At 72.0% G+C, this 22,181-nt stretch carries 19 protein-coding genes; 14 read left to right on the forward strand and 5 right to left on the reverse strand.

Annotated elements, in window-relative coordinates; all coding sequences use genetic code 11:
• Window positions 1–20: 20 nt before the first annotated feature.
• The gene (locus ACQPY0_RS08950; protein WP_432995097.1) at window positions 21–1,367 is read left to right on the forward strand and encodes a DivIVA domain-containing protein; all 1,347 of its coding nucleotides are present in this window, start codon (window positions 21–23) and stop codon (window positions 1,365–1,367) included.
• A 197-nt stretch (window positions 1,368–1,564) separates the two neighbouring features.
• On the opposite strand, the gene ACQPY0_RS08955 is transcribed toward ACQPY0_RS08950, so the two are convergent.
• Window positions 1,565–1,831, reverse strand: coding sequence for a DUF2631 domain-containing protein (locus ACQPY0_RS08955; protein WP_432986773.1), 267 nt, complete (start codon window positions 1,829–1,831; stop codon window positions 1,565–1,567).
• 88 nt (window positions 1,832–1,919) lie between these two features.
• Here ACQPY0_RS08955 and ACQPY0_RS08960 point away from each other — a divergent pair, with 88 nt between their 5' ends.
• From ACQPY0_RS08960 to ACQPY0_RS08995, 8 genes are all read left to right on the forward strand, one after another.
• Window positions 1,920–3,500, forward strand: a complete 1,581-nt coding sequence (locus ACQPY0_RS08960; RefSeq protein WP_432995099.1) for a Rieske 2Fe-2S domain-containing protein — start codon at window positions 1,920–1,922, stop codon at window positions 3,498–3,500.
• A gap of 10 nt (window positions 3,501–3,510) precedes the next feature.
• Window positions 3,511–4,215 (forward strand): DUF2786 domain-containing protein, encoded by a 705-nt coding sequence (locus ACQPY0_RS08965; protein ID WP_432986775.1) that lies wholly within the window; start codon window positions 3,511–3,513, stop codon window positions 4,213–4,215.
• A 434-nt stretch (window positions 4,216–4,649) separates the two neighbouring features.
• The gene (aspS, locus tag ACQPY0_RS08970; RefSeq protein ID WP_432986777.1) at window positions 4,650–5,879 is read left to right on the forward strand and encodes an aspartate--tRNA(Asn) ligase; all 1,230 of its coding nucleotides are present in this window, start codon (window positions 4,650–4,652) and stop codon (window positions 5,877–5,879) included.
• Window positions 5,880–6,217: 338 nt separating this feature from the next.
• Window positions 6,218–7,414 carry a 1-deoxy-D-xylulose-5-phosphate reductoisomerase gene (dxr, locus tag ACQPY0_RS08975; RefSeq protein WP_432995101.1) on the forward strand — a complete coding sequence of 399 codons (1,197 nt, stop codon included), beginning with the start codon at window positions 6,218–6,220 and terminating at the stop codon, window positions 7,412–7,414.
• Window positions 7,411–8,706, forward strand: a complete 1,296-nt coding sequence (locus ACQPY0_RS08980; protein WP_432986778.1) for a M50 family metallopeptidase — start codon at window positions 7,411–7,413, stop codon at window positions 8,704–8,706. The genes dxr and ACQPY0_RS08980 overlap by 4 nt, the downstream gene beginning before the upstream one ends.
• Window positions 8,707–8,737: 31 nt before the next feature.
• The gene (gene ispG, locus ACQPY0_RS08985; RefSeq protein ID WP_432986780.1) at window positions 8,738–9,904 is read left to right on the forward strand and encodes a flavodoxin-dependent (E)-4-hydroxy-3-methylbut-2-enyl-diphosphate synthase; all 1,167 of its coding nucleotides are present in this window, start codon (window positions 8,738–8,740) and stop codon (window positions 9,902–9,904) included.
• A 115-nt stretch (window positions 9,905–10,019) separates the two neighbouring features.
• Window positions 10,020–10,859, forward strand: coding sequence for a GNAT family N-acetyltransferase (locus ACQPY0_RS08990; protein WP_432986782.1), 840 nt, complete (start codon window positions 10,020–10,022; stop codon window positions 10,857–10,859).
• A 90-nt stretch (window positions 10,860–10,949) separates the two neighbouring features.
• The gene (locus ACQPY0_RS08995; protein ID WP_432986784.1) at window positions 10,950–11,504 is read left to right on the forward strand and encodes a hypothetical protein; all 555 of its coding nucleotides are present in this window, start codon (window positions 10,950–10,952) and stop codon (window positions 11,502–11,504) included.
• Window positions 11,505–12,230: 726 nt separating this feature from the next.
• On the opposite strand, the gene ACQPY0_RS09000 is transcribed toward ACQPY0_RS08995, so the two are convergent.
• Together ACQPY0_RS09000 and ACQPY0_RS09005 are read right to left on the reverse strand one after the other, a co-directional pair.
• Window positions 12,231–12,881 (reverse strand): Panacea domain-containing protein, encoded by a 651-nt coding sequence (locus ACQPY0_RS09000; protein ID WP_432986786.1) that lies wholly within the window; start codon window positions 12,879–12,881, stop codon window positions 12,231–12,233.
• Window positions 12,882–13,085: 204 nt separating this feature from the next.
• A complete protein-coding gene (locus tag ACQPY0_RS09005) occupies window positions 13,086–13,913 on the reverse strand; it encodes a helix-turn-helix transcriptional regulator (RefSeq protein WP_432986788.1) in 828 nt (275 codons plus the stop codon).
• A gap of 104 nt (window positions 13,914–14,017) precedes the next feature.
• Between ACQPY0_RS09005 and ACQPY0_RS09010 the strand changes: the two genes are divergently transcribed.
• Window positions 14,018–14,716, forward strand: coding sequence for an SDR family NAD(P)-dependent oxidoreductase (locus ACQPY0_RS09010; protein ID WP_432986790.1), 699 nt, complete (start codon window positions 14,018–14,020; stop codon window positions 14,714–14,716).
• A gap of 37 nt (window positions 14,717–14,753) precedes the next feature.
• Here the strand turns inward: ACQPY0_RS09010 and ACQPY0_RS09015 are convergent, their stop codons facing one another.
• The gene (locus ACQPY0_RS09015) at window positions 14,754–15,623 is read right to left on the reverse strand and encodes a LysR family transcriptional regulator (RefSeq protein ID WP_432986792.1); all 870 of its coding nucleotides are present in this window, start codon (window positions 15,621–15,623) and stop codon (window positions 14,754–14,756) included.
• A gap of 79 nt (window positions 15,624–15,702) precedes the next feature.
• On the opposite strand from ACQPY0_RS09015, the gene ACQPY0_RS09020 reads away from it, so the two are divergent.
• The gene (locus ACQPY0_RS09020) at window positions 15,703–16,038 is read left to right on the forward strand and encodes a YybH family protein (protein ID WP_432995103.1); all 336 of its coding nucleotides are present in this window, start codon (window positions 15,703–15,705) and stop codon (window positions 16,036–16,038) included.
• A 22-nt stretch (window positions 16,039–16,060) separates the two neighbouring features.
• On the opposite strand, the gene ACQPY0_RS09025 is transcribed toward ACQPY0_RS09020, so the two are convergent.
• Entirely contained in the window at window positions 16,061–18,562 is a 2,502-nt protein-coding gene (locus ACQPY0_RS09025) for a GcvT family protein (protein WP_432986794.1), read from the reverse strand.
• A gap of 214 nt (window positions 18,563–18,776) precedes the next feature.
• On the opposite strand from ACQPY0_RS09025, the gene ACQPY0_RS09030 reads away from it, so the two are divergent.
• Genes ACQPY0_RS09030 through ACQPY0_RS09040 form a run of 3 tightly spaced genes read left to right on the forward strand, consistent with a single transcriptional unit; the run spans window position 18,777 to window position 22,152 of the window.
• Window positions 18,777–19,736: a phosphotransferase gene (locus ACQPY0_RS09030; protein ID WP_432986795.1), complete on the forward strand. Its 960-nt coding sequence runs from the start codon at window positions 18,777–18,779 to the stop codon at window positions 19,734–19,736.
• 52 nt (window positions 19,737–19,788) lie between these two features.
• Window positions 19,789–21,348 (forward strand): amino acid permease, encoded by a 1,560-nt coding sequence (locus ACQPY0_RS09035; protein WP_432986797.1) that lies wholly within the window; start codon window positions 19,789–19,791, stop codon window positions 21,346–21,348.
• Between the two features lie 60 nt (window positions 21,349–21,408).
• A complete protein-coding gene (locus tag ACQPY0_RS09040) occupies window positions 21,409–22,152 on the forward strand; it encodes a FadR/GntR family transcriptional regulator (protein ID WP_432986799.1) in 744 nt (247 codons plus the stop codon).
• Window positions 22,153–22,181: the final 29 nt, after the last annotated feature.

Consider the following 22,181-nt stretch of genomic DNA (forward strand, 5'->3'; position numbering starts at 1 on the left):
AGCGGTTCCGGCGCCGTGCGATGCGTCGGGGATACAAGGTCGACGAGGTCGACTCGTTCCTCGACCGGGTGGAGGCCACCCTCTCCGGAGACCCGATGGGTGCGCCGGTGAGCGCGCAGGAGGTCCACGACGTGGTCTTCCGCGTGCGCTTCGGCGGATACGACGAGTGGCAGGTCGACCTGCACCTCGACCGCGTCGAGCGCCAGCTGGCCGAGCTGGAGGAGCGCGGCAGCGGCGGCGGCTTCGGCCGGGCCCTGGACTCCCGCAGCGGCGAGCTGCGCATGCAGCCCGAGCGGATGCCGGAGCGCATGGAGTCGCATCGCATGCCCGACCGGGTCGGCATGGCGCCCCCGCCGCCCGACCGCCTTGGCCCGCCCGGACCCGACCGCATGGGGCCGCCGCCCGGCGCTGACCGGATGGGGCCGCCGCCAGGACCGGACCGTATGGGGCCGCCACCCGGACCGGACCGTATGGGGCCGCCCGGCGCTGACCGCATGGGGCCGCCGCCAGGACCGGAGCGCATGGGGCCGCCCGGCGCCGACCGGATGGGGCCGCCCCCCGGACCGGAGCGCATGGGGCCGCCCATGGACCGGCCGATGGACCGGATGGGCCCGCCGCCCATGGACCGCACGATGGAGCGCCCGGCACCTCCGCCGCCCGGCGCCCCGCTGCCGACCCGGCCCACCCCGGCGCCGGGCGGCCAGCCGCCGCGCGACCAGGGGTACGGCCGCTATGACGAGCCCACCTACGGCGGCGCCTTCGACGAGGACCGCGCCCCCTACGACCAGGCCCCGCGGGCCCCGCGTGCGGACATGACCGCCGAGATCCGCCTCGACCGCCCGGAGCCCCCGACCTACGGCGGCGGCCCCGGCCCCGGCCCCGGCCCGATGGGCGGCTCGATGACCGGTGCGATCCCGGCCGGCGGCATGGATCGCGACCCGTACGGCGGCCCGCCCGAGCGCGACCCCTACGGTGCCCCGCCCGAGCGTGACCCGTACGGCGCTCCGCCCGAGCGCGACCCCTACGGTGCCCCGCCCGAGCGCGAGCCGTACGGCGCCCCGGCCGAGCGTGATCCGTACGGCGGGCCTCAGGGCGGCCCGCCGGTCCAGCACCAGTCCACCGAGGTGGCCCGCATCGACCAGCTGCGCCGCACCTTCCAGCTGCGCCGGTTCGGCAGTGGCTACGACCGGTCCCAGGTCGACCGCCTCTTCGAGGGCGTGATGGCCTCGCTGACCGGCCGCGGCGGCCCGCTGACCGACGGGGACCTCGACCCGTCGCACTTCAACCTGGTGCCGGGTGGCTACTTCGAGGCCGAGGTCGACGCGGCGCTGAAGGAGGTCCGCGACATCGTCACACGGCGTCGCTGACCGATCGCAGAACGTGGAAGAGGGCGCGCCCGGCGCGCCCTCTTCGCATGTGCAGTTCGAAACATGACACTTGCTCGGCAATAGCGAGATCGCTACGCAACGTGATCGCCCGGCGCTCGAAACGGGGCGCGCCGGGCTGTCCGGGCCGGCGGGGTGGCTGACGGCCGCATGGACGCCTCGACCGGCGCCCGGCGGGGTCAGCGCAGGCCGTTGCGGCGCAGGACCCAGTCGCCGACCAGGGCGAGCACGAGGATGGCGGCGCCCACGATCAGGAAGATGTCCTCGACCCGGCCGCGGTGGTTGCCGATGAGCATCGAGAGCAGGACGAGCGCCGAGACGGCTGCCCCGATGCGGGCCGCGCGCGGGTGACCCGGCTTGTGCTGGTCGGGTGAGGTCACTGGCTCGTGCTCGGACACGGCTCGTCCTTTCGGTGGCAGCGAAGTTCTCAGGACAAAGTCTGGCATGCGGCACCGCCCGGGACGGTTGCGGGTCGGTCGGGTAGCGTCGGTCGCGCAAGGTGCGGGTACCAGATCGAGGAGGACAGCGGTGCGGATCACCGGGACCGGCCACGCCAGCCTGCGCATCGACACCCCGGCCGGGAGCATCCTGTGCGATCCGTGGGTCAACCCCGCCTACTTCGCCTCGTGGTTCCCGTTCCCGGACAACTCGCAGCTTGACTGGGAGGCGCTGGGCGACTGCGACTACCTCTACGTCTCGCACCTGCACCGCGACCACTTCGACGCCGAGCACCTCAAGCGGTTCGTGTCGAAGAAGGCGACCGTGCTGCTGCCCGAGTTCCCGACGAGCGAGATGCGCGACGAGCTCGAGGCGCTGGGCTTCACGCGGTTCCTGGAGACCCAGACCGATCACGTGCACGAGCTCGACGGCGGCCTGAAGATCATGATCCAGGCGCTGACCTCGCCGACCGACGGGCCGATCGGGGACTCGTCGCTGTGGGTGGAGTACGACGGCGTGCGGATCCTCAACCAGAACGACGCGCGCCCGACGGACCTGACCACCTTCCACGCGCTCGGCCACGTGCACGCCCACCTGCTGCAGTTCTCCGGCGCGATCTGGTATCCGATGGTCTACGAGCTGCCCGAGGCGGCCAAGCGCGCGTTCGGCAAGCAGAAGCGGGACCGCCAGTTCGACCGGACGTTCCGCTACATCGACGACCTCAAGGCCTCCAACGTCATCCCGATCGCCGGGCCGCCGTGCTTCCTCGACGACGAGCTGTGGCAGTTCAACGACATCTTCGGCGACGAGGGCAACATCTTCCCCGACCAGTGGGTCTTCCAGCAGGAATACGCCAAGGCCGGCGGCACGAACTCCACGGTCCTGCTGCCCGGCTCGGTGATGGAGCTCACCGCGGACTCGGCCGAGACCACGCACCCGAGCGACGTCGAGGAGTTCTTCGCGCACAAGCGTGAGCACCTGCAGGAGATGCGGGAGCGCAAGAAGCCCGTCATCGAGGCGGCCAAGGCGACCTGGCGCCACCCCGAGATCGACGTGCTCAAGGAGATGCAGCGGCGCATCGAGCCGCTGCTGGACGAGTCGGTGTACCTGGCCAAGGGCGTCGGCGGACCCGTGCGCTTCGACCTGGTGGGCTACGACGGCGAGTCCGTCGAGTCGATCGTCGTGGACTTCCCCGGCAAGCAGGTGCGCGCCTACGCCGAGGAGAAGGTGCGGTACCGCTTCCGGACCGAGCGCGCGCTGATCGAGCACCTCCTGTTCATCGAGGAGATCGACTGGGTCAACTCGCTCTTCCTGTCCTGCCGGTTCTCGGCCGCGCGGATCGGGCAGTACAACGAGTTCGTCTACTCGTTCTTCAAGTGCCTGTCGCAGGAGCGGCTGCAGTACGCCGAGGGCTGGTTCTCCGAGCAGAAGCCCGACGCGGAGGACGTCAAGCTGGGCGACTGGATCGTCCAGCGGCGCTGCCCGCACCTCAAGGCCGACCTGACCCGCTTCGGCATCATCGACGGCAACACCATGACCTGCCAGCTGCACGGCTGGAAGTTCGACCTGCCCAGCGGCCGCTGCCTGACCAGCGTCGGGCACGAGCTGCGCTCGCGTCCGGCCGGCACCCCGGCCCCGGGCGCGGAAACGGCCGCTGCTACCCCGATCGGCGAGTGACGCGGCGCCCGTGCTCGACAAGGTTCGCAAGCTGCTGGCCAAGGCCGAGGATCCGGCGTGCACGCCGGCGGAGGCCGATGCGCTGACGGCCAAGGCGGCCGCCCTCATCGCGAAGTACGGCATCGACCAGGCCCTGCTCGACGCCCGGCGGGAGCGCCCGGCGGTGGTCGGCAGCCGGCTCGTGGAGCTCAACGCGCCCTATCTGCGTGAGAAGGCCTACCTGCTGCACGTGGTCGCGGCCGCGCTGCGGTGCCGCTCGATCCGCCTGGAGCGGCGCACCGCCGACGGGCTGAAGGTGTCCGTGCACCTCTTCGGCTTCGACTCCGACGTCGCCGGCGTCGAGCTGCTGTTCGCGTCGCTGCTGGTCCAGGCGGCGCGGGGCCTGCTGCGCGAGCCGGTGCCCGGCGGTCAGCAGCCGGCCGCGTGGCGCCGCTCGTGGCTGATCGGCTTCGGCTCGGCGGTGGCCCAGCGCCTGACCGCCGCGGCCGCGCGGGAGCGGGAGCCGGCGGCGCCGGGGACCGCGCTGGTCCTCGCCGACCGCGAGCGGGCCGTGGACCTGGCGGTCGAGGCCGAGTACCCGAACGTTCGCGCCGGTCGTCGCCGCCGCCTGAGCGGTGGCGGCTTCGAGGCCGGCAACGAGGCCGGGCAGCGAGCCGACCTGGGCGGCGTACGCGTCGAGGCGACCGGCCGCGCCGAGGTCACCGCCGGCCGCTGACGCCCGCGCTGAGGCGGGCGCTCACGCGGTGCGGCGGACGTGTCCGGGCGGGGCCCACCGGCCGGGCGCCCGGGACGCCGACGTGGCGGGGCCTCCAGCTGGGCGCCGAAGGCGATGCCGAAGCGCAGCACGATCCCCGTCACGTTCGCCCGCAGCAGCAGGGCGCTGGTGCCCCACCGCAGGGCCGCCGACGGCACGGTGCCGTGCCGAGCGCTGCTCACCCGTGCGGAAATACCTGTCGCGCCCGCGCGGCGAACCCGGCATGCTCGGGGGTGCGGGGCGGCGAGTGACGACCGCCGTGAATGCCCCGCCGGGACGGCCCGACGTCATGGGGCCGAGAGGCCGCGGCAACCCGCCGCGGCGAAGGTGTGGTGGCACCGCGACCGGCCCCATCGCCCACACCCCCGGGGAGTGTCCCTTCCAGGAGGTGTTTCATGTCGCAACGCGTGCTGTCCGCCGAGATCGCCGAGCATCCGGGTGAGCCGGTCCGGCTCGCCGGGTGGGTCCACCGCCGCCGGGTCCTCGCCCGGGTCACGTTCCTCATCGTGCGCGACCGCGCGGGCCTCGCCCAGGTGGTGGTGCCCGCCGGGGTACCCGTGCCGCCGGAGGAGTCCGTGGTCGAGGTCACCGGCACCGTCGTGGCCAACGCGGCCGCGCCGGGCGGGCACGAGGTCGCCTACGGGGCGATCGAGGTGATCTCGCCGGCCGAGGCGCCCCCGGTCGAGCTGTTCCGTCCGGCGCTCGAAGCCGGGCTGCCGGCGCTGCTCGACCACGCCGCGGTCAGCCTGCGCCACCCCGCGCGCCGGGCGGTGTTCGCCGCGGGCGCGGCCGCCGTCGCGGCGTTCCGCGGCACCCTCGACGGGCTGGGATTCACCGAGATCTTCACCCCGAAGATCGTCGGGAGCGCCACCGAGAGCGGTGCGAACGTCTTCACGCTCGACTACTTCGGCCGCAAGGCGTACCTCGCCCAGTCGCCGCAGTTCTACAAGCAGACGATGGTCGGGGTCTTCGAGCGCGTCTACGAGGCCGGGCCGGTGTTCCGGGCCGAGCCGCACGACACCTCGCGGCACCTGGCCGCGCACACGTCACTCGACGCCGAGCTCGGGTTCATCCGCGACCACCGCGACGTGATGGCGGTCCTGACCCGGTGCGTGCGGGCGATGGTGGAGGCGGCCGGGCTCGGCGCGGTACGGATGCCGGACGAAATTCCCGTCGTGCACTTCACCGAGGCCCTGCGCCTGGCCGGGGCCGACCCGGACGAGCCCGACCTCGCGCCCGAGCACGAGCGGGCGCTGGGCGTGTGGGCGGCGCGGGAGCACGGCTCGGACCTGCTGTACGTCGAGGGGTACCCGATGAGCAAGCGCCCCTTCTACACGCACCCGCAGCCGTCGGACCCGCGCTGGTCCAACTCCTTCGACCTGCTCTTCCGGGGGATGGAGCTGGTGACCGGGGGGCAGCGGCGGCACGTGTACGCCGACTACGTCGCCGCCCTCGGGGGCGACACGGCGGGGCTCGCCGGGTACCTGGAGGCGTTCCGGCACGGGATGCCGCCGCACGGAGGCTTCGCGATCGGCCTGGAGCGGTTCCTGGCCCGGCTGTCGGGGGCCGCGAACGTGCGCGAGACGACCCTGTTCCCGCGCGACCTGCACCGGCTGGCCCCGTAGAAAATCGATTGTCAGGTAACAAGTGATGATCTATAATTAATACATGTGTACGAACGGGGACGGCATTTGGGACTGATGCGCTGACGGATGCGGAGCGCGCTCGGCGTGCGTCGCATCGGACCAGTTCAAACCGCTGTTGATCGGGTTCGGCGGGGCTGGTCGGGAGCACGGTGAGGGGTGGCCGGCGGGGGGATTCTGCCGGCCACCCCTCGGCCCGATTCCACAGTGGACTCACAAATCCTGGGTACTTTCGTGAACGTTTGTCGCAGACGGGGGCCACGTGGCGGTCGCGGGCCGGCGCGGCCTGACACAATGAGGATGTGACCTCCCGCGAGATCGTGCTTCTCGGCTCGACCGGATCGATCGGCACACAGGCCATCGACATCGTGCGGCGCAACCCCGACCGGTTCCGCGTCGTGGCGATCGGCGCCGGCGGCGCCAATGTGGACCTGCTCGCCCGGCAGGCGCTCGAGCTGCGCGTCGAGGCGGTCGGGGTGGCCCGGGCCAGCGTCGCCCAGGACCTCCAGCTCGCCTTCTACGCCGAGGCGCAGCGGCGCGGCTGGGCGACCGGCGACTTCCGGCTGCCGAAGATCCTCGCCGGCCCGGACGCGATGACCGAGATCGCGCAGTGGCCCTGTGACACGGTGCTCAACGGCGTCGTCGGCTCGCTCGGCCTCGCGCCCACGCTCGCCGCCCTGCGGGCCGGGCGCACCCTGGCGCTGGCCAACAAGGAGTCCCTGGTCGCCGGCGGCCCCCTGGTGCGCGCCGCGGCCCGGCCCGGCCAGATCGTGCCGGTCGACTCCGAGCACTCCGCGCTCGCCCAGTGCCTGCGCGGGGGCGCCCGCGGCGAGGTGCGCCGGCTGGTGCTGACCGCCTCCGGGGGCGCCTTCCGCGGCCGCACCCGAGAGCAGCTGGCGAACGTCACCGTCGCCGACGCGCTCGCCCACCCCACCTGGGACATGGGCCCGGTCGTCACCATCAACACCGCCACCCTGGTGAACAAGGGGCTGGAGGTGATCGAGGCGCACGAGCTGTTCGACGTGCCCTATGCCGACATCAGGGTCATGGTCCACCCGCAGTCGGTCATCCACTCCATGGTCGAGTTCGCCGACGGCTCCACCCTCGCCCAGGCCAGCCCGCCCGACATGCGCATCCCGATCGCGCTGGCGCTGGGCTGGCCCGACCGTGTCGCCGACGCGGCGCCCGCCGTCGACTGGACGAAGGCCCACACGTGGCAGCTCACCCCGCTCGACGACGAGGCGTTCCCCGCCGTCGCCCTGGCCAAGGCGGCCGGGGAGGCCGGCCGGTGCCGCCCGGCGATCTACAACGCCGCCAACGAGGAGTGTGTGGCCGCGTTCACAGCGGGTGATCTGCCCTTCCTCGGCATCGTCGAGACGCTCGAGCGAACCTTGGGCGAGGCCCCGGATTTCCCCGAACCAGGTACCGTCGATGACGTGCTCGCCGCCGAGTCCTGGGCGCGGGCGCACGCTCGCGCGCTCATCGCCGCCAGCACCGACCGGAGAGGGGCCGAATGACCTTCGCGTTGGGGATCGTCCTGTTCGCACTGGGCATCCTGATCGCAGTCGCGATCCACGAGGCCGGGCACTTCTGGTCGGCCCGATGGTTCGGCATGAAGGCGACCCGCTACTTCATCGGCTTCGGGCCGACGATCTTCGCGTTCAAGCGCAACGGGGTGGAGTACGGGCTCAAGGCCCTGCCCTTCGGCGCGTTCGTCAAGATCGTCGGGATGACGCCCAACGAGGAGGACATCGACCCCGAGACCGGCCGGTCGGGCTCCGAGGACCCGAAGGCCATGTGGCGATTCCCGGTCTGGAAGCGGACCATCGTCATGGCCGCGGGCTCGATCACCCACTTCGCGCTGGCGTTGATCACGCTGTGGGTGCTGTTCAGCTTCGTCGGCATCCCCGACGGCCGCTACGCCAACCAGGTGCCGGTCCGCGTCGGCTCGGTCAGCCAGTGCGTGAGCCCCACGTTCGTGTACGACCCGCAGACCAAGAGCCAGAAGGCCTGCGACCCCAACTCCGACCCCAAGAGCCCGGCCGCCCAGCTCGGCCTGCAGCCCGGCGACGTCATCCTCGCCATCGACGGGCACGCGATCGGCGGCAACCAGGCGCTGCGCGACGAGCTCAAGGCCGACGTCGGCAAGAGCGTGACGGTGCAGTACAAGCGCGGGGAAGAGACCCTCAGCGGCACCGCGCAGATCCCGGAGGCCCAGCGGCTCAGGCTCGGCGTCGAGAAGACCGCCGACCAGGTCACCGCCGAGGACCTCGAGCGGGGCGGGATGCTCGGCATCACCGTCGACATCCGCAGCGCCGACCTGCCCGTCCTGCGCTACGGCCCGGTTGACGGCGCCGGCCAGACGGCCTCGGCCACCGCCACGCTGGTCGAGCGCACGTTCGCCTCGTTCAAGGCGATCCCCGAGCGCATCCCGAACCTGTTCAAGGCGATCTTCGGCGCGGAGCGTGACCCGAACACCCCGGTCAGCGTGGTCGGCGCCAGCCGGATCGGCGGCGAGCTGTTCGAGCTCGGCGACTGGGCCTCGCTGCTGTCGCTGTTCGCCACCCTGAACCTGTTCTTCGGCATCTTCAACCTGTTCCCGCTGCTGCCCATGGACGGCGGGCACATCGCGATCGCCTGGTTCGAACGGGTCCGCTCGTGGATCGCCGCGAGGCTCGGCAAGCCCGACCCAGGTCGCGTCGACTACTACAAGCTGGCGCCTCTCACCCTGGCCGTGATAGGTGTCCTCGGCGTCTTCGTCCTGCTGACGGTGACGGCCGACTTCGTCAACCCGATCACGCTGAAGTAAGACCTCTTTCGCGAAGGTAAGGGCCTCTCCCATGACCGCTGTCAGCCTCGGCCTGCCCACTGTGCCGCCGCCACCGCTGGCGCCCCGGCGCGATTCCCGTCAGATCATGGTCGGCTCGGTGCCCGTCGGTGGCGGTGCGCCGGTGTCCGTGCAGTCGATGTGCACCACCCTCACCGCGGACGTCAACGCCACCCTGCAGCAGATCGCCGAGCTCACCGCGTCCGGCTGCCAGATCGTGCGGGTCGCCGTGCCGAGCCAGGACGACGTCGAGGCACTGCCGGCGATCGCGAAGAAGTCGCAGATCCCGGTGATCGCCGACATCCACTTCCAGCCGAAGTACGTCTTCGCCGCCATCGACGCCGGATGTGCCGCGGTCCGCGTCAACCCGGGCAACATCCGCCAGTTCGACGACAAGGTCAAGGAGATCGCCAAGGCGGCCTCCGACGCCGGGGTGCCGATCCGCATCGGCGTCAACGCGGGCTCCCTCGACAAGCGGCTGCTGGAGAAGCACGGCAAGGCGACCGCCGAGGCGCTGGTCGAGTCGGCGCTGTGGGAGTGCTCGCTCTTCGAGGAGCACGGCTTCCGGGACATCAAGATCTCCGTGAAGCACAACGACCCGGTCGTGATGATCCGGGCCTATCGCCAGCTGGCGGAGCGGTGCGACTACCCGCTGCACCTCGGCGTCACCGAGGCCGGCCCCGCGTTCCAGGGCACGATCAAGTCCTCGGTCGCGTTCGGTGCCCTGCTCGCCGAGGGCATCGGCGACACCATCCGGGTCTCGCTGTCCGCCCCGCCGGTCGAGGAGATCAAGGTCGGCACCGCGATCCTGGAGTCCCTCGGCCTGCGTGAGCGCGGCCTGGAGATCGTCTCGTGCCCGTCCTGCGGCCGCGCCCAGGTCGACGTGTACAGCCTCGCCGACCAGGTCCACGCCGCGCTGGACGGCTTCCCGGCGCCGCTGCGGGTCGCGGTCATGGGCTGCGTCGTCAACGGCCCGGGCGAGGCCCGCGAGGCCGACCTCGGCGTAGCCTCCGGCAACGGCAAGGGCCAGATCTTCGTCAAGGGCCAGGTCATCAAGACCGTGCCCGAGTCGCAGATCGTCGAGACCCTGGTCGAGGAGGCCCTGCGCCTGGCCGAGGAGCAGGGCGTCGACCTGCCCGAGGAGCTGCGCGGCGCCGGCCCGTCCGTGACGGTTCACTGAACATCGTCCTGGTGCACCTCGTCCCGGTGGTCCCCGTCGTCCTCGGCGGGGACCGCTTTCACCGGGCCGGGGGTATGAGAAGCCATACTCCGGAAGATCTGGCAGGCTGGTACGCATGCTGACGGTTGCTGCGCGGCTGCTCGGCGACGCCGAGCGCGGATCGGTCGAGCGGCTGCTCGATCGAGACCCGTTCGGGGGCGCGCAGGTGGCCGAGCGCGTCGCCATGGCGGGGCTCGCGTGGTGGCGGCAGGACGCGCGCATCTTCGGATACGGCTCCCGGCGCAACCTCGAGTCGCTGTGCTGGGTCGGGGCCAACCTGATCCCCGTGCACGCCTCGGCCGCCGCGGTCGCCGCCTTCGCCGAGATGGTCGCCGGTGAGCCCCGCGGCTGCTCCTCGATCGTCGGCTCGGCCGAGGCGGTCCTCGGCCTCTGGTCGCACCTGGCGCCGGCCTGGGGCCCGTCCCGCGACGTGCGCCCCAACCAGCCGCTCATGGCGATCAGTGCCCCGTCGCCGGTCGCGCCCGACCCGGGCGTGCGCCTGGTCCGCCCCGACGAGATCAACCTGCTCTTCCCGGCCGCCGTCGCGATGTACACCGAGGAGGTCGGCGTCTCCCCGACCACCGACGGCGGCGAGCGCTCCTACCGCGAGCGCATCGGCGAGCTGATCCGGGCCCGCCGCGCCTACGCCCGCTTCCACCAGGGTCGCGTCGTGTTCAAGGCGGAGCTCGCCGTCGTCACCCGGCACACCGCCCAGATCCAGGGCGTCTGGACCGACCCCGAGCTGCGCGGGCGCGGCCTGGCGACGGCCGGCATCGCCGCCGTGGTGCGAGACGCGTTGCGCCGGGTCGCGCCATCGGTCAGCCTATATGTCAACGACTACAACCTCCCCGCCCGCCGCGTGTACGAACGCTGCGGTTTCCAGCAGGTCGGCACGTTCGCGACGGTTCTGTTCTAACACCGGATTTGTCCGGAATGTCGGCGGAACCCCCCTCGCGAGGCGCATGATCACGAGGGACCCGCAGCGGCCGAACGAGGAGAAGCTCGCATGGGCCAGATGATCCGGCAGATCGGGCCGAACACGACCCGCTACTACTGGTATCCCGGCGACAAGAAGGAGTGGCTGCGCGCCCTCGTCGCGGTGACGGCCGGCGGGGCGGTGCTGGGTCTGGCGTACGTCTTCACGCACAGCTGGCTCACCTCCACCGTCCTGGGCCTGTCCGCCGCCGCGGGCGTGGCCGGCTTCAACTTCGGCCGCCGCGACCTGGCCGCCGCCGACGCCATCGACGCCCGCACCCCGCGCCGCGCCGTGTTCACGGCCGCGTCCCGGGCCAGCTGGCGCGGCTTCGCCGAGGGCGGGGCGATCGGGCTGGCCGCGCTGATCATCGTCCACCTGCCGGCCACCGGCGTCTTCGCCGACTGGCTGCTGCCCCTGGTGCCGGGGGTGGCCTTCGGGCTGGCCCGGCAGGCGTCGCTGCTGGCGGTGCGCCTGAGCCACTCCTCGGACAAGGCGACCGAGTTCGTCGGCCCGGAGGCGACCCGCCGCCTCGACCCGGACGCGACTCGCCGCCTTGACCCCGACGCGACCGAGCCGGTTTCCTAAACCGTGTGTCGCAGCACTCTCATTTGGTCGCGACCTGCGGATACTGTCTCTCGACGAATGTGCAGTCAGGGGCCATGAAAGTCGCTCTGAGCCCCTGTTGCAGCCCTCCGTGCAGGACACGTGCAATGATCTTGACCCTTGTTTGGCCAGCTCAGCGCCGGAATTTCATGCAGCGCGCGCCTCACGGGTCATTACTCACGCCACTCGTCCGTGATTTCTGACGGGGCCAGGCCGTTCCGGGCTGCCAGGGCCTCGACGTCGATGCCCGCTTCCGCGAGTGATTCCTCGATGCACGAGCACAACTCCCTGGAGCGTGGCCGATGGCATACGGGGAGACTCCACGACGGGCGGGGAACGGCTGGCTGCTTTGCGACGCCGGCCGCGCTCGGCCAGCTGGCGGCGCAAGCGGCGGCCTAGAACGGATCGTCCTCGTCGGCTGAATCGTCAACCATGCCGAGGTATTGCCAGAAGCGAGCCTGGATTTCCGCAAGGCGATCAGCGCCAAGAACGCCTACAGCTGGGATCCTCACGCAGAATCGTGTCTTGCGCGAAGACTCAGATGGCAGCGGCGCGACAGACACAAATCGCCACGTTGGGTCGCTGTTGGTATCGGGTCCGCTAAGTACCACGACCATCCGTCGCGGATGAAGCTGGCGATCGTCGTTGGGAGGAAGCGTCAGAGCTGCGTCGCTCACCCAGTAGAGGCCGCCTTGCACGACGGCCCCACTAGTTGTCATCGAGAAGCGTCCTGTTCGCAGTTATGCGCCCAGCGCTGAAGGTGTTGATCTCTTCGGCAAGCTCGTCCATTGCACCCTCATCATCTTCTTGCTCGGCGAGGGAACGCAAGACTGCCTTCATGCGAGCAGACGTTCGGTTGAGAGCGGGGAGCGGTCGAGCCAGGTTGAGGTTCAGCACGACGCCACGACCACGTCGCTGCGCATCTTCCATGGGAGACGTCTGATAACTCATGTCCTTGAGCGTGGTAGCTGCGTAGCGTCCGAACCGCTCCATCATTCGATTGAGGAGCTCTCGATCCTCTTCTGGCAGCTCAAAATTCGGCGGTAACTCACCTGAAAGTCTCAGTTCCCAGCCGCCGTAGAATTCCTCGCGTTGCCGTGAAACTAGCGACGTTGACACGAGAAGGTTCTCAAGAGAGATGAGATCGTTGTTGTAGGGGCCGTGATCGAGCCACTTCCATTCCACGCCCGAGATCGGGTTGGAACCATCCTCAATGGCGCAGAGATCGGTCAGATACAGAAGCTTGGCTATCTTGGTCCGAGTGATCTGCATGCCTCGCAGGCGAGCGACGTCAAGCACCGCAAGGTAGGCCGCGACCGTCTGGGGCGCAACCGGCATGACACGAGGCAGATCCACCATTTCCGTCAACGGTACCGCCCCCTGTCGCCACACCTCGCAAGCAGCCCCTAGATCGTACACCAGTTCGAAGAGTGCTGGTATGTCCCGAGGTGGGCCAACCTCGCACCAGGTGCAGAGTACCTGCAACGACCTAGACTGAGACCTCTCAGACTCAGACGTTCGCCCAGGTCACAGGCATGCTTGGTCGGTGACACGGATTCATTCCTAAACGGTTTCCTGGATGAGGGCCGGCTCCCTCAGGCGGGCGAGGACCTCGGCAGTGGGGGAGCCCGGGGCGGCGGTGTAGAACACGACGCGCTGGCCGCCCTCGTCGGCGTGCAGGACCTGGCATTCCAGGGTCAGCTCGCCGTACACCGGATGGGTCAGCGTCTTGACCGTCGTGCGGCGCACACAGACGCGCCGCTCGTTCCAGCGGCGGGTGAACTCGGGGCTGGCCGCCAGGAGGCGGTCGATCAGCGCGCGGATGCCCTCGTCGTCCGGGTAGCGCACGGACGCGGCGCGCAGGTCCGCCACCGACTCGTCGGCGAAGGACCGCAACTCGGCCGGGGAGTCCAGGGTCAGCGGCATGGGGCCGCAGAAGGCGTTCCAGATCATGTTGCGCTCGGGCGGAGGCTCGCCCATGAGGCGCACGGCCATGCGATTCCAGGCCAGCAGGTCGTACTTCGCGTCGATGACGAAGGCCGGCGTGTCGTCCAGGCGCTCCAGCAGGTGCCGGATGCCGGGCGGCACCACGCGCGACGGGCCCGCCGGTGGGCCGGGCGGCTCGCCCGCGACCTGGAAGAGGTACGCGCGCTCGTCCTCGTGCAGGCGCAGCGCCCGGCCCAGGGCGGCCAGGACCTGGCGGGACGGGCGCGGGCCGCGGGCCTGCTCCAGCCGCGCGTAGTAGTCGACGGAGATCCCGGCCAGCCGGGCCACCTCCTCGCGCCGCAGCCCGGGCGTGCGCCGCCGCGCTCCCGGGGCCAGGCCCGCGTCGCCCGGGCTGACCCGAGCGCGGCGGTCCTTGAGGAACTCGGCCAGCTGTACCCGGTTCATGCCCTTCATGCTGCGCGACCGCGCCGCCCCGAACCAGGGACCGCCGATCCGATGTTCGGCACGGTCTCTGCCGCGGCCGCGCCCGGGGCGCCACGGTGGAGCGCATGACGACCGGAACCGCCCTCGTCACGGGGGCCAACAAGGGCATCGGCCTGCAGATCGCCCGGGGCCTGCGCGCCCTCGGCCTGAACGTCCTGCTCGGCGCGCGCGACCCCATCCGCGGCAAGGAGGCCGCCGAGGCGATCGGCGCGACCGCGGTGCGGCTCGACGTGACCGACGAGGACTCGATCGCCCGCCTCGCCGAGGAGGTCGAGACGCTCGACGTCCTCGTCAACAACGCCGGCATCCTGCTGGAGCGTGGCGCCCCGCCGAGCGGTACCCCGGTGGGGATGCTGCGCGAGACCTTCGCCGTCAACGTGTTCGGCGTGGTCGCGGTGACCAATGCGCTGCTGCCCGCCCTGCGCCGCGCCCCGGCCGCGCGGATCGTGAACCTCGGCAGCGGGCTGGGCTCGCTCGCCTTCGCCTCCGACCCGGGGCACGTCTACGCGCGCAATCCGCTGCTGGCGTACAACTCCTCGAAGTCCGCGCTGGCGGCGGTGACGCTCGCGTACGCCAACGAGCTGCGGGGTTCGGCCATCAAGGTCAACCTCGCCGACCCCGGCTACTGTGCCACGGACCTCAACCACTTCTCGGGCCCCCGCACCCCCGCGCAGGGCGCGGTCGCGGCGATCCGGCTCGCCACGCTGCCCGCGGACGGGCCCACGGGCGGCTGCTTCGACGACGAGGGCCCGGTGCCGTGGTAGCGCACCGGGCCGCCGCCTCATTGCGGCCGGGGCGGCGTCACAGGTAGGCGCGGGCGTGCGCGAGCCAGGCCGCGGCCGCGGGGCTGGTCGGGCCGGCGCGGCGCCAGGCCAGGCCGAGACGCCCGCGCAGTTGCGGCTCGACGATGCGCAGCGGGTGGAGGTGCGGCCGGTGCCGCGCGATCGACTCCGGCAGGATCGCCACGCCGAGGCGGCGGGCCGCGAGCTGCTCGATGACCGCAGGGGAGCCCGCCTCGAAGGCGACCCGCGGCGCGAAGCCCGCCGCCGCGCAGGCGGCGTCCAGGACGGCCCGGATGCCGCCCCCGCGCGGCAGGCACACCAGCGCCCGGTCGCGCAGCGCGGCGAGCGGGATCTCGTCGCGGCCGGCGAGCTCGTGGCCCGGCCACACCGCGGCGTCGATCGCCTCGTCGGTCACGACGTGCACGCCGAGCCCCTCCGGCACCTCCGCGAACGCCACGATCGCCGCGTCCAGGCGCCCGTCGCGCACCGCGTCGGCGAGCCGGTCGGACGCGTCCTCGACCAGCGTGATCTCCACCGCCGGGTGCCGGGCGTTGAAGTCGGCGAGGATGCGCGCCAGGTCGACGGTGTGCGAGGTGACGGTGCCGACGGCCACGCGCCCGCGCGTGAGCCCCGCCAGCTCGTCCACGGCCTGCCGCGCCCCGTCGACGGCGGCGAGCGCCGCCCGCGCGTAGGGCAGCACGGCCTCCCCGGCGGCGGTGAGCCGCACCGACCGCGTGGTCCGCTCGAGCAGCGGCTGCCCGAGCTCCCGTTCGAGCTTGCGGATCTGCGCGCTGACGCCGGGCTGGGCGACCCGCAGCCGCGCGGCCGCGCGCGTGAAGCCGCCCTCGTCGACGACGGCGACGAGGTACGCCAGCTGATGCAGCTCCATAACCGGCGATTCTAGATGCCATGCCGAACCGGTCTTGGTCTTCTGAATGCCGCGCGGGAGCGTGGAAGCCATGAAGGCAATGACCCCGGAAGACCTGACCCGCCTGTTCGTGGAGCGCGCCAACGCCGGCGACGCCGCCGGTCTGGCCGCCCTGTACGAGCCCGACGCCGTCCTGGCCTACCCGCCCGGCCGCACCACGGTCGGCCGCGCGGCCATCCAGGCGGTGTGCGAGCAGATGCTGCGCCACGTCACGCACTTCGAGGTGGAGGAGCCCCTCCCGACGATCCACCACGGCGACCTCGCCCTGACCTCGACCAGGGCGAAGGACGGCACGGGCGGCCGCGTCCAGGTGGTCCGCCGCCAGCCCGACGGCAGCTGGCTGCGGGTGATCGACCGCCCGGAGAACGCCGGCTGAGCGGCCGGCGGGCGGCGGCCGCTCAGGCGCGCACGCGCAGCGACTTGGGATCGTAGAGCGGGTCCTGGCGGACCACCGCCGGGACCCAGCGGTCGAAGACGCTCACGTCCACCGGGGTGCCCGCGGGGACGTCGCCGGGCAGGTAGGCGTACGCGATCGAGGCGCCCACGCGGTAGCCGAAGCCGCCCGAGGTCACGCGGCCCGCGGGCACGCCGTTGACGCGGACCGGCTCGCCGCCCAGGCATACGGTGCCCGGGTCGTCCAGGACCAGGCAGCGCAGCCGGCGCGGCGGCGGGCCCGCCTCGCGCTCGGCCAGCAGCGCCTCGCGGCCCAGGAAGGGCTTGTCGAGGCGGACGAACGCCTCCAGGCCGGCCGCCAGCGGGCTCGTGTCCGTCGTGAGGTCGCTGCCCCACACGCGGTAGCCCTTCTCGAGGCGCATCGAGTCGATCGCGCGGTAGCCGGCCGGGCGCAGGCCCAGCGGGGCGCCGGCCTCCATGAGCAGGTCCCACAGCGTCAGGACGTACTCGGTCGGGGCGTACAGCTCCCAGCCGAGCTCGCCGACGTAGGTGACGCGCTGGGCCAGGACCGGGACCGGGCCGGCGAACAGCCGTTCCGCGCGCATGAACCGGAAGTCGGCGTCGGCCAGCGACGTGTCGGTCAGCGGCTGCAGGATCTCGCGCGCCTTCGGGCCCCACAGGCACAGGCAGCCGTAGGCGCCCGTCACGTCGTCGACCAGCACGTCCGCCCCGCGCGCCAGCGCGTGCTTGCGCAGCCAGTCCGCGTCGCGGGTGCCGCTGGCGGTGCTCGTCACGAGGCGGAAGTGCCGGGGCCCGAGGCGGGTCACCGTGAGGTCGGCCTCGACGCCGCCGCGGGCGTTGAGCAGTTGGGTGTACGTCAGGTGCCCGGCCGGGCGGTCCACGTCGTTGGCGCACAGGTGCTGCAGCAGCCCCAGCGCGTCCGCGCCGCGCACGTCGAGCTTGGCGAAGGAGGACTGGTCGAACAGCCCCGCGGCGCCCGCGGTCGCGGCGACCTCGCCGGCGATCGCGGGTGACCAGGCGCGGCCCGCCCAGCCCTTGGGGCGCTGGGCCTGCGGGGTGAGCGAGGCGTTGACGCCGAACCAGTTGACGCGCTCCCACCCGGCCTTCTCGCCGAGGGCGGCGCCGAGCTCGGCCAGGCGGGGCCAGACGGCCGAGCGGCGCAGCGGTCGCGCGGTCGCCCACTCCTGGCCGGGGAAGACCACGTCGTAGTAACGCGAGTAGCCGTCCAGCGCCCGCGCGCCCGCCCAGCGGCGGCTGCCCGCGTGGCCGGCGAAGCGCCGGACGTCCATCGTGGACACGTCGTACTCCGGCGTGCCCTCGGCGATCCACTCGGACATCACCTTGCCGACCCCGCCCGCGGCGGCCAGGCCGTGGACGCAGAAGCCGGCGGCGACCCAGAAGCCCGCGACCGGGGTCTCGCCGAGCAGGAACTCGCCGTCGGGGGTGAACGCCTCCGGGCCGTGCACGACGCGGGCGATCTCCAGCTCCCGCAGGGCGGGGACGCGGTGGCGGGCGTTGGCCCACGACTCGGCGAACTTGGCCATGTCCGGCTCGAACAGGGTGCGCGCGACGTCCAGCGGGGCGCCGGCGTCGGGGTGCCACGGGGCCGGGTCGCGCACGTAGCCGCCGACGAGCAGCGCGGTGTCGTCGGCGCCGCGGAAGTACACGATGCGGTCCGGGTCGCGCACCGTCGGCAGGTCCATCGTGGACGACTCGGCGATCGGGCGCGACACGACGTACTGATGCTTGATCGGCACGATGGGCAGCTCCACGCCGGCGAGGCGCCCCACGTGGCCCGCGGCCGCGCCCGCGGCGTTGACGACCACCTCGGCGGCGACCGCGCCCCGCGTCGTGACGACCCCGCGGACGCGACCGCCCTCGGCCTCCACGGCCGTGACGCGCACGCCGGTGACGATGCGGACGCCGAGGCGCTGCGCGGCCGCGGCCAGCGCCGTGCCCAGGCGCGCGGGCTCGAGCCACCCGTCGCCGGGGAGCCAGCCGGCCAGGCGCACGTCGGCGACGTTGAGCAGCGGGAGGCGGTCGACGGTCTCCGCCGGGCCGAGCAGGTCCATGTCCAGCCCGTAGGTGGTCGCGGAGCTCGCCTGGCGGCGCAGCTCCTCGACCCGCTCCGGGGTCGTGGCCAGGCGCAGGCCGCCGACGCCGCGCCAGCCGGGGTCGAGGCCGGTGAGCTCACGCAGCTCGGCGTAGAGGCCGGAGGAGTACATGATCATGCGGGTCTGGCTGACCGTGGAGCGCAGCTGCCCGACGAAGCCCGCGGAGTGCCACGTGGTGCCCTCGGTGAGCTCGTGCTGCTCCAGCAGCAGCACGTCGCTCCAGCCGAGGCGGGCGAGATGGTACGCGATGGAGCAGCCGGCGACCCCGCCGCCGATCACGACCGCGCGGGCCGCGCCGGGCAGCTCGGCGGCAACGGCCAGGCGCAACGGACAGGCCGCCGGGTCCGGAGCCGGGTACGTCTCGATCGACATCGCATGATTGTGGCCCCAATACCACATCCCGGAAAAGGTCTGAACACGTGCCACTTGTTTCGGGTGCGTAAACGTGAGGACTGCTCTTGACGGGCGGCTGACGGGGGCGTTAACTCGGTCACACCATGACGCCGATCACTTCGCGCCCGCCGGGTTAAAGGCCTGGCATCGCCCGAATTCGAGCCGGCGGATCGCGGTGAAGGGGCCGGATGCCATGAGTGCGGTGCCGTCGGTCGCGGACCTGCTGGAGCGGGTCCCGTCGTGGAAGGGCCGCGCGGTCGAGTGGCGCCGGCTCGAGGGCGGGCTGTCGCACCATGTCTTCCGGATCGACGTCGAGCGGGTGTCGTACGTGCTGCGGGTCCTCGAGCCCGCGGTGTCCGCCGCCGGGCTCGGCGTCGCGCCCGAGCGGGAGATCGCCAACACCGAGACGGCCGCGGCGACGGTCGGCGCGCAGGTGTACGCCACCCTGCCCGACGTCCCCGCGATCGTGCTGGAGTTCCTGCCCGGCCGCACGCTCGGCCCGGCCGAGGTGCGCCGGTCCGAGGTGATCCCGGCGCTGGCCGACGCGTGCCGGCGGCTGCACGCGGGGCCCGCGTTCGGCAACGACTTCGACATCTTCGCCAAGCGCGACGAGCTGCTCGAGGTCTGCGCGCGAAACGGCCTGCCGCTGCCGGAGGGCTACCGGGACGGGGACCGCGCGGTGGACGCGATCCGCGCGGCGCTGGGGCAGCGCCCGCTGCGCGCCGTGCCGTGCCACAACGACCTGCTCGCGGAGAACTTCATCGCCACGCCCAGCGGCGTGCGGATCATCGATTACCAGCTCTCCGGCAACAACGACCCGGCGTTCGAGCTCGCCGACATCGCCGCCGAGGCGGACTACGACCCGGACCTCACCGGCCGGCTGGCCGGCGCGTACTTCGGCGACGAGCACAGCGAGGCGCTGCTGGCGCGGGTCCGGCTGTTTCACATCGCGTCCAACGTGACCTGGGCGCTGTGGTTCACCGTCCACCATGGACTGCTCGCCGCCGCCCGCGGCGATGACCCGGTGGGCTTCGATTACGAGGCGGAGGCGGCCGACAAGTGGGGCCAGGCGCGGCAGGCGCTCGCCGACCCCGGGCTCGGACGCCTCCTGGGCACGGTGACCGGAAGGAATACCGCTACCCCCAACCCCTGAGGATCCCAACCCCCCCCGAAAGGGATCCCAACCCCGTGAAAGAGGAGGTGCCATGCCGGCATCGCCGACCCAGGCCGACCTGCCGATCGACGACGACGAGAAGCGGCTCGCCGAACTGGGCTACAAGCAGGAGCTGCGCCGCAAGTGGAGCGGCTTCTCCAACTTCGCCATCTCGTTCTCCATCATCTCGATCCTCGCCGGCTGCTTCACGACCTTCGGCCAGGCCTGGATGAACGGCGGCCCGATCGCCATCTCGTGGGGCTGGCCGCTGATCTCGATCTTCATCCTCATCATCGGCTTCTGCATGTCGGAGCTGGTCTCGGCGTACCCGACGGCCGGCGGCATCTACTGGTGGGCGGCCCGGATGGGCAAGCCGGTGCACGGCTGGTTCACCGGCTGGCTCAACCTGGTCGGCCTCGTCGCGGTCACCGCGTCGGTCGACTACGGCTGCGCCACCTTCATGAGCCTCGTGCTCGACGCCTACACCGACTGGGACAGCACCAACCTCAACCTGACGTTCCTGCTCTTCGTGGTGATCCTGGCCGCGCACGTGGCCATCAACATCTGGGGCCACAGCATCATCGACCTGCTGCAGAACGTCTCGGTGTGGTGGCACGTCGTCGGCGCGGCCGCGGTCGTGCTGATCCTGGTGTTCGTGCCGGAGAAGCACCAGAGCCTGTCGTTCGTGTTCACCGAGCGCTTCAACAATTCCGGATACTCCGACGCCACCTATTGGTTCCTGGTGCTGCCGTTCGGGTTCCTGCTCACGCAGTACACCATCACCGGTTTTGATGCCTGTGCCCACGTCTCGGAGGAGACCAAGGGCGCGTCGACGGCGGCCGCGAAGGGCCTGTGGCAGTCCATTTTCTACTCGGCGATCGGCGGCTGGATTCTGCTGCTGTCGTTCCTGTTCGCCGCGACGGACGTCGACGCGATCACCAAGGCGAGCGGCTTCTCGGGCGCTATCTTCCAGACCGCGCTGAGCTCCGGCTTCTTCAAGGCGGTCATCCTCATCTCGACGATCGGGCAGTTCTTCTGCGGCATGAGCTGCGTGACGAGCATGTCGCGCATGACGTACGCGTTCAGCCGCGACCGCGCCGTGCCGGGCTGGCGGCTGTGGTCCAAAGTGGACCGCAACGGCACGCCGGTCAACGCGATCATCGGTGCGGCGGCCGCCGGCCTGGTGCTGACGCTGCCCGCGCTGTACAAGAGCCCGACCGGCGCGCCGACCGCGTTCTACGCCGTCGTCTCCGTCGCCGTCATCGGCCTCTACGTCGCGTTCCTGATCCCGATCTATCTCCGGCTGCGCATGGGCGACCGGTTCGTGCCCGGTCCGTGGACGCTCGGGCGCAAGTACAAGGTGCTCGGCTGGATCGCGGTGGTGGAGATCGTCGTCGTGTCGATCTACTTCATCATGCCGTTCACGCCGACCGCGATCCCGGGCCACGAGGGCTTCACCTGGACCGCGGTCAACTACGCGCCGCTGGCCCTGCTCATCGTCATCGGCGGTGCCGCGCTGTGGTGGGCGCTGTCGGCGAAGAAGTGGTTCAACGGCCCGATCCGCACCATCGACGAGGCCCTGGCCGAGGACACGGCCGCGGCCGCGGAGTAGGGGATGATGGTCCCGGGCCGGCCGTCGCGCGCCGGCCCGGAGACCTATCGGGGAGGTCGGGTGCCGGTGGCGACGGAGCCCCTGTCGGGTGTGCCGATGTGGCGGCCGGTCCGGGGCGGCAACGCGTTCGAGATCACCGTCGCCCGGCTGGCCCAGGCGATCCGCCTCGGCCTGGTGCCGGTGGGCGAGCGGCTCCCGCCCGAGCGGGAGCTCGCCGAGCGGCTCCAGGTCAGCCGGGTCACGCTGCGGGAGGCGATCGCGGCGCTGCGCGAGGCGGGATTCCTCGAGTCGCGCCGTGGCCGCTCCGGCGGCACGTTCGTGGTCCGCGCCACCGGCGAGGCCGGGGACGGCGGCCAGGCGCAGGACGCCGCGGCGCTGGCCCGGGAGATGGGCGACGCGCTGCACGACGCGCTGGACTTCCGCCGCGTGCTGGAGCCCGGCGCGGCGGCGCTGGCCGCCACGCGGGCGCTGTCGGCGGCCGATCGCGCGCACCTGGTGGCGTGCCTGGCCGCCGCGCGGACGCGCGACCCGCTCACCCGCCGGATCAACGACTCGCGGCTGCACCTGGCGATCGCGGCGGCCGGCGGCTCCACGTCGGTGGCGGCGTCGATCGCCGACGTCCAGCTGCGCCTGGACCGGCTGCTGGCCGCGATCCCGGTGCTGCGGCGCAACCTCGACCACTCCGACGCCCAGCACGAGCGGGTGGTCGAGGCGATCCTGGCGGGTGACCCGGCGGTGGCCCGCGCCGAGATGGAGGAGCACTGCGACGCCACCGCGGCGTTGTTGCGCGGCCTGCTGGGTTGAGTTTATGGTTTGGTTCTAGACCTTAGGGG

Source organism: Dactylosporangium sp. CA-233914 (genome assembly GCF_050942935.1).
Classification (GTDB): Bacteria; Actinomycetota; Actinomycetes; order Mycobacteriales; family Micromonosporaceae; genus Dactylosporangium.

Excerpts from the sequence above, each read along its gene's own strand:
- ACQPY0_RS08950 (WP_432995097.1), top strand. The coding sequence starts at position 21 with ATGCGTCGGGGATACAAGGTCGACGAGGTCGACTCGTTCCTCGACCGG.
- ACQPY0_RS08955 (WP_432986773.1), bottom strand. The coding sequence starts at position 1,831 with ATGCCAGACTTTGTCCTGAGAACTTCGCTGCCACCGAAAGGACGAGCC.
- aspS (WP_432986777.1), top strand. The coding sequence starts at position 4,650 with ATGTCGCAACGCGTGCTGTCCGCCGAGATCGCCGAGCATCCGGGTGAG.
- ACQPY0_RS08980 (WP_432986778.1), top strand. The coding sequence starts at position 7,411 with ATGACCTTCGCGTTGGGGATCGTCCTGTTCGCACTGGGCATCCTGATC.
- ispG (WP_432986780.1), top strand. The coding sequence starts at position 8,738 with ATGACCGCTGTCAGCCTCGGCCTGCCCACTGTGCCGCCGCCACCGCTG.
- ACQPY0_RS08990 (WP_432986782.1), top strand. The coding sequence starts at position 10,020 with ATGCTGACGGTTGCTGCGCGGCTGCTCGGCGACGCCGAGCGCGGATCG.
- ACQPY0_RS08995 (WP_432986784.1), top strand. The coding sequence starts at position 10,950 with ATGGGCCAGATGATCCGGCAGATCGGGCCGAACACGACCCGCTACTAC.
- ACQPY0_RS09000 (WP_432986786.1), bottom strand. The coding sequence starts at position 12,881 with ATGGTGGATCTGCCTCGTGTCATGCCGGTTGCGCCCCAGACGGTCGCG.
- ACQPY0_RS09005 (WP_432986788.1), bottom strand. The coding sequence starts at position 13,913 with ATGAACCGGGTACAGCTGGCCGAGTTCCTCAAGGACCGCCGCGCTCGG.
- ACQPY0_RS09010 (WP_432986790.1), top strand. The coding sequence starts at position 14,018 with ATGACGACCGGAACCGCCCTCGTCACGGGGGCCAACAAGGGCATCGGC.
- ACQPY0_RS09015 (WP_432986792.1), bottom strand. The coding sequence starts at position 15,623 with ATGGAGCTGCATCAGCTGGCGTACCTCGTCGCCGTCGTCGACGAGGGC.
- ACQPY0_RS09020 (WP_432995103.1), top strand. The coding sequence starts at position 15,703 with ATGACCCCGGAAGACCTGACCCGCCTGTTCGTGGAGCGCGCCAACGCC.
- ACQPY0_RS09025 (WP_432986794.1), bottom strand. The coding sequence starts at position 18,562 with ATGTCGATCGAGACGTACCCGGCTCCGGACCCGGCGGCCTGTCCGTTG.
- ACQPY0_RS09030 (WP_432986795.1), top strand. The coding sequence starts at position 18,777 with ATGAGTGCGGTGCCGTCGGTCGCGGACCTGCTGGAGCGGGTCCCGTCG.
- ACQPY0_RS09035 (WP_432986797.1), top strand. The coding sequence starts at position 19,789 with ATGCCGGCATCGCCGACCCAGGCCGACCTGCCGATCGACGACGACGAG.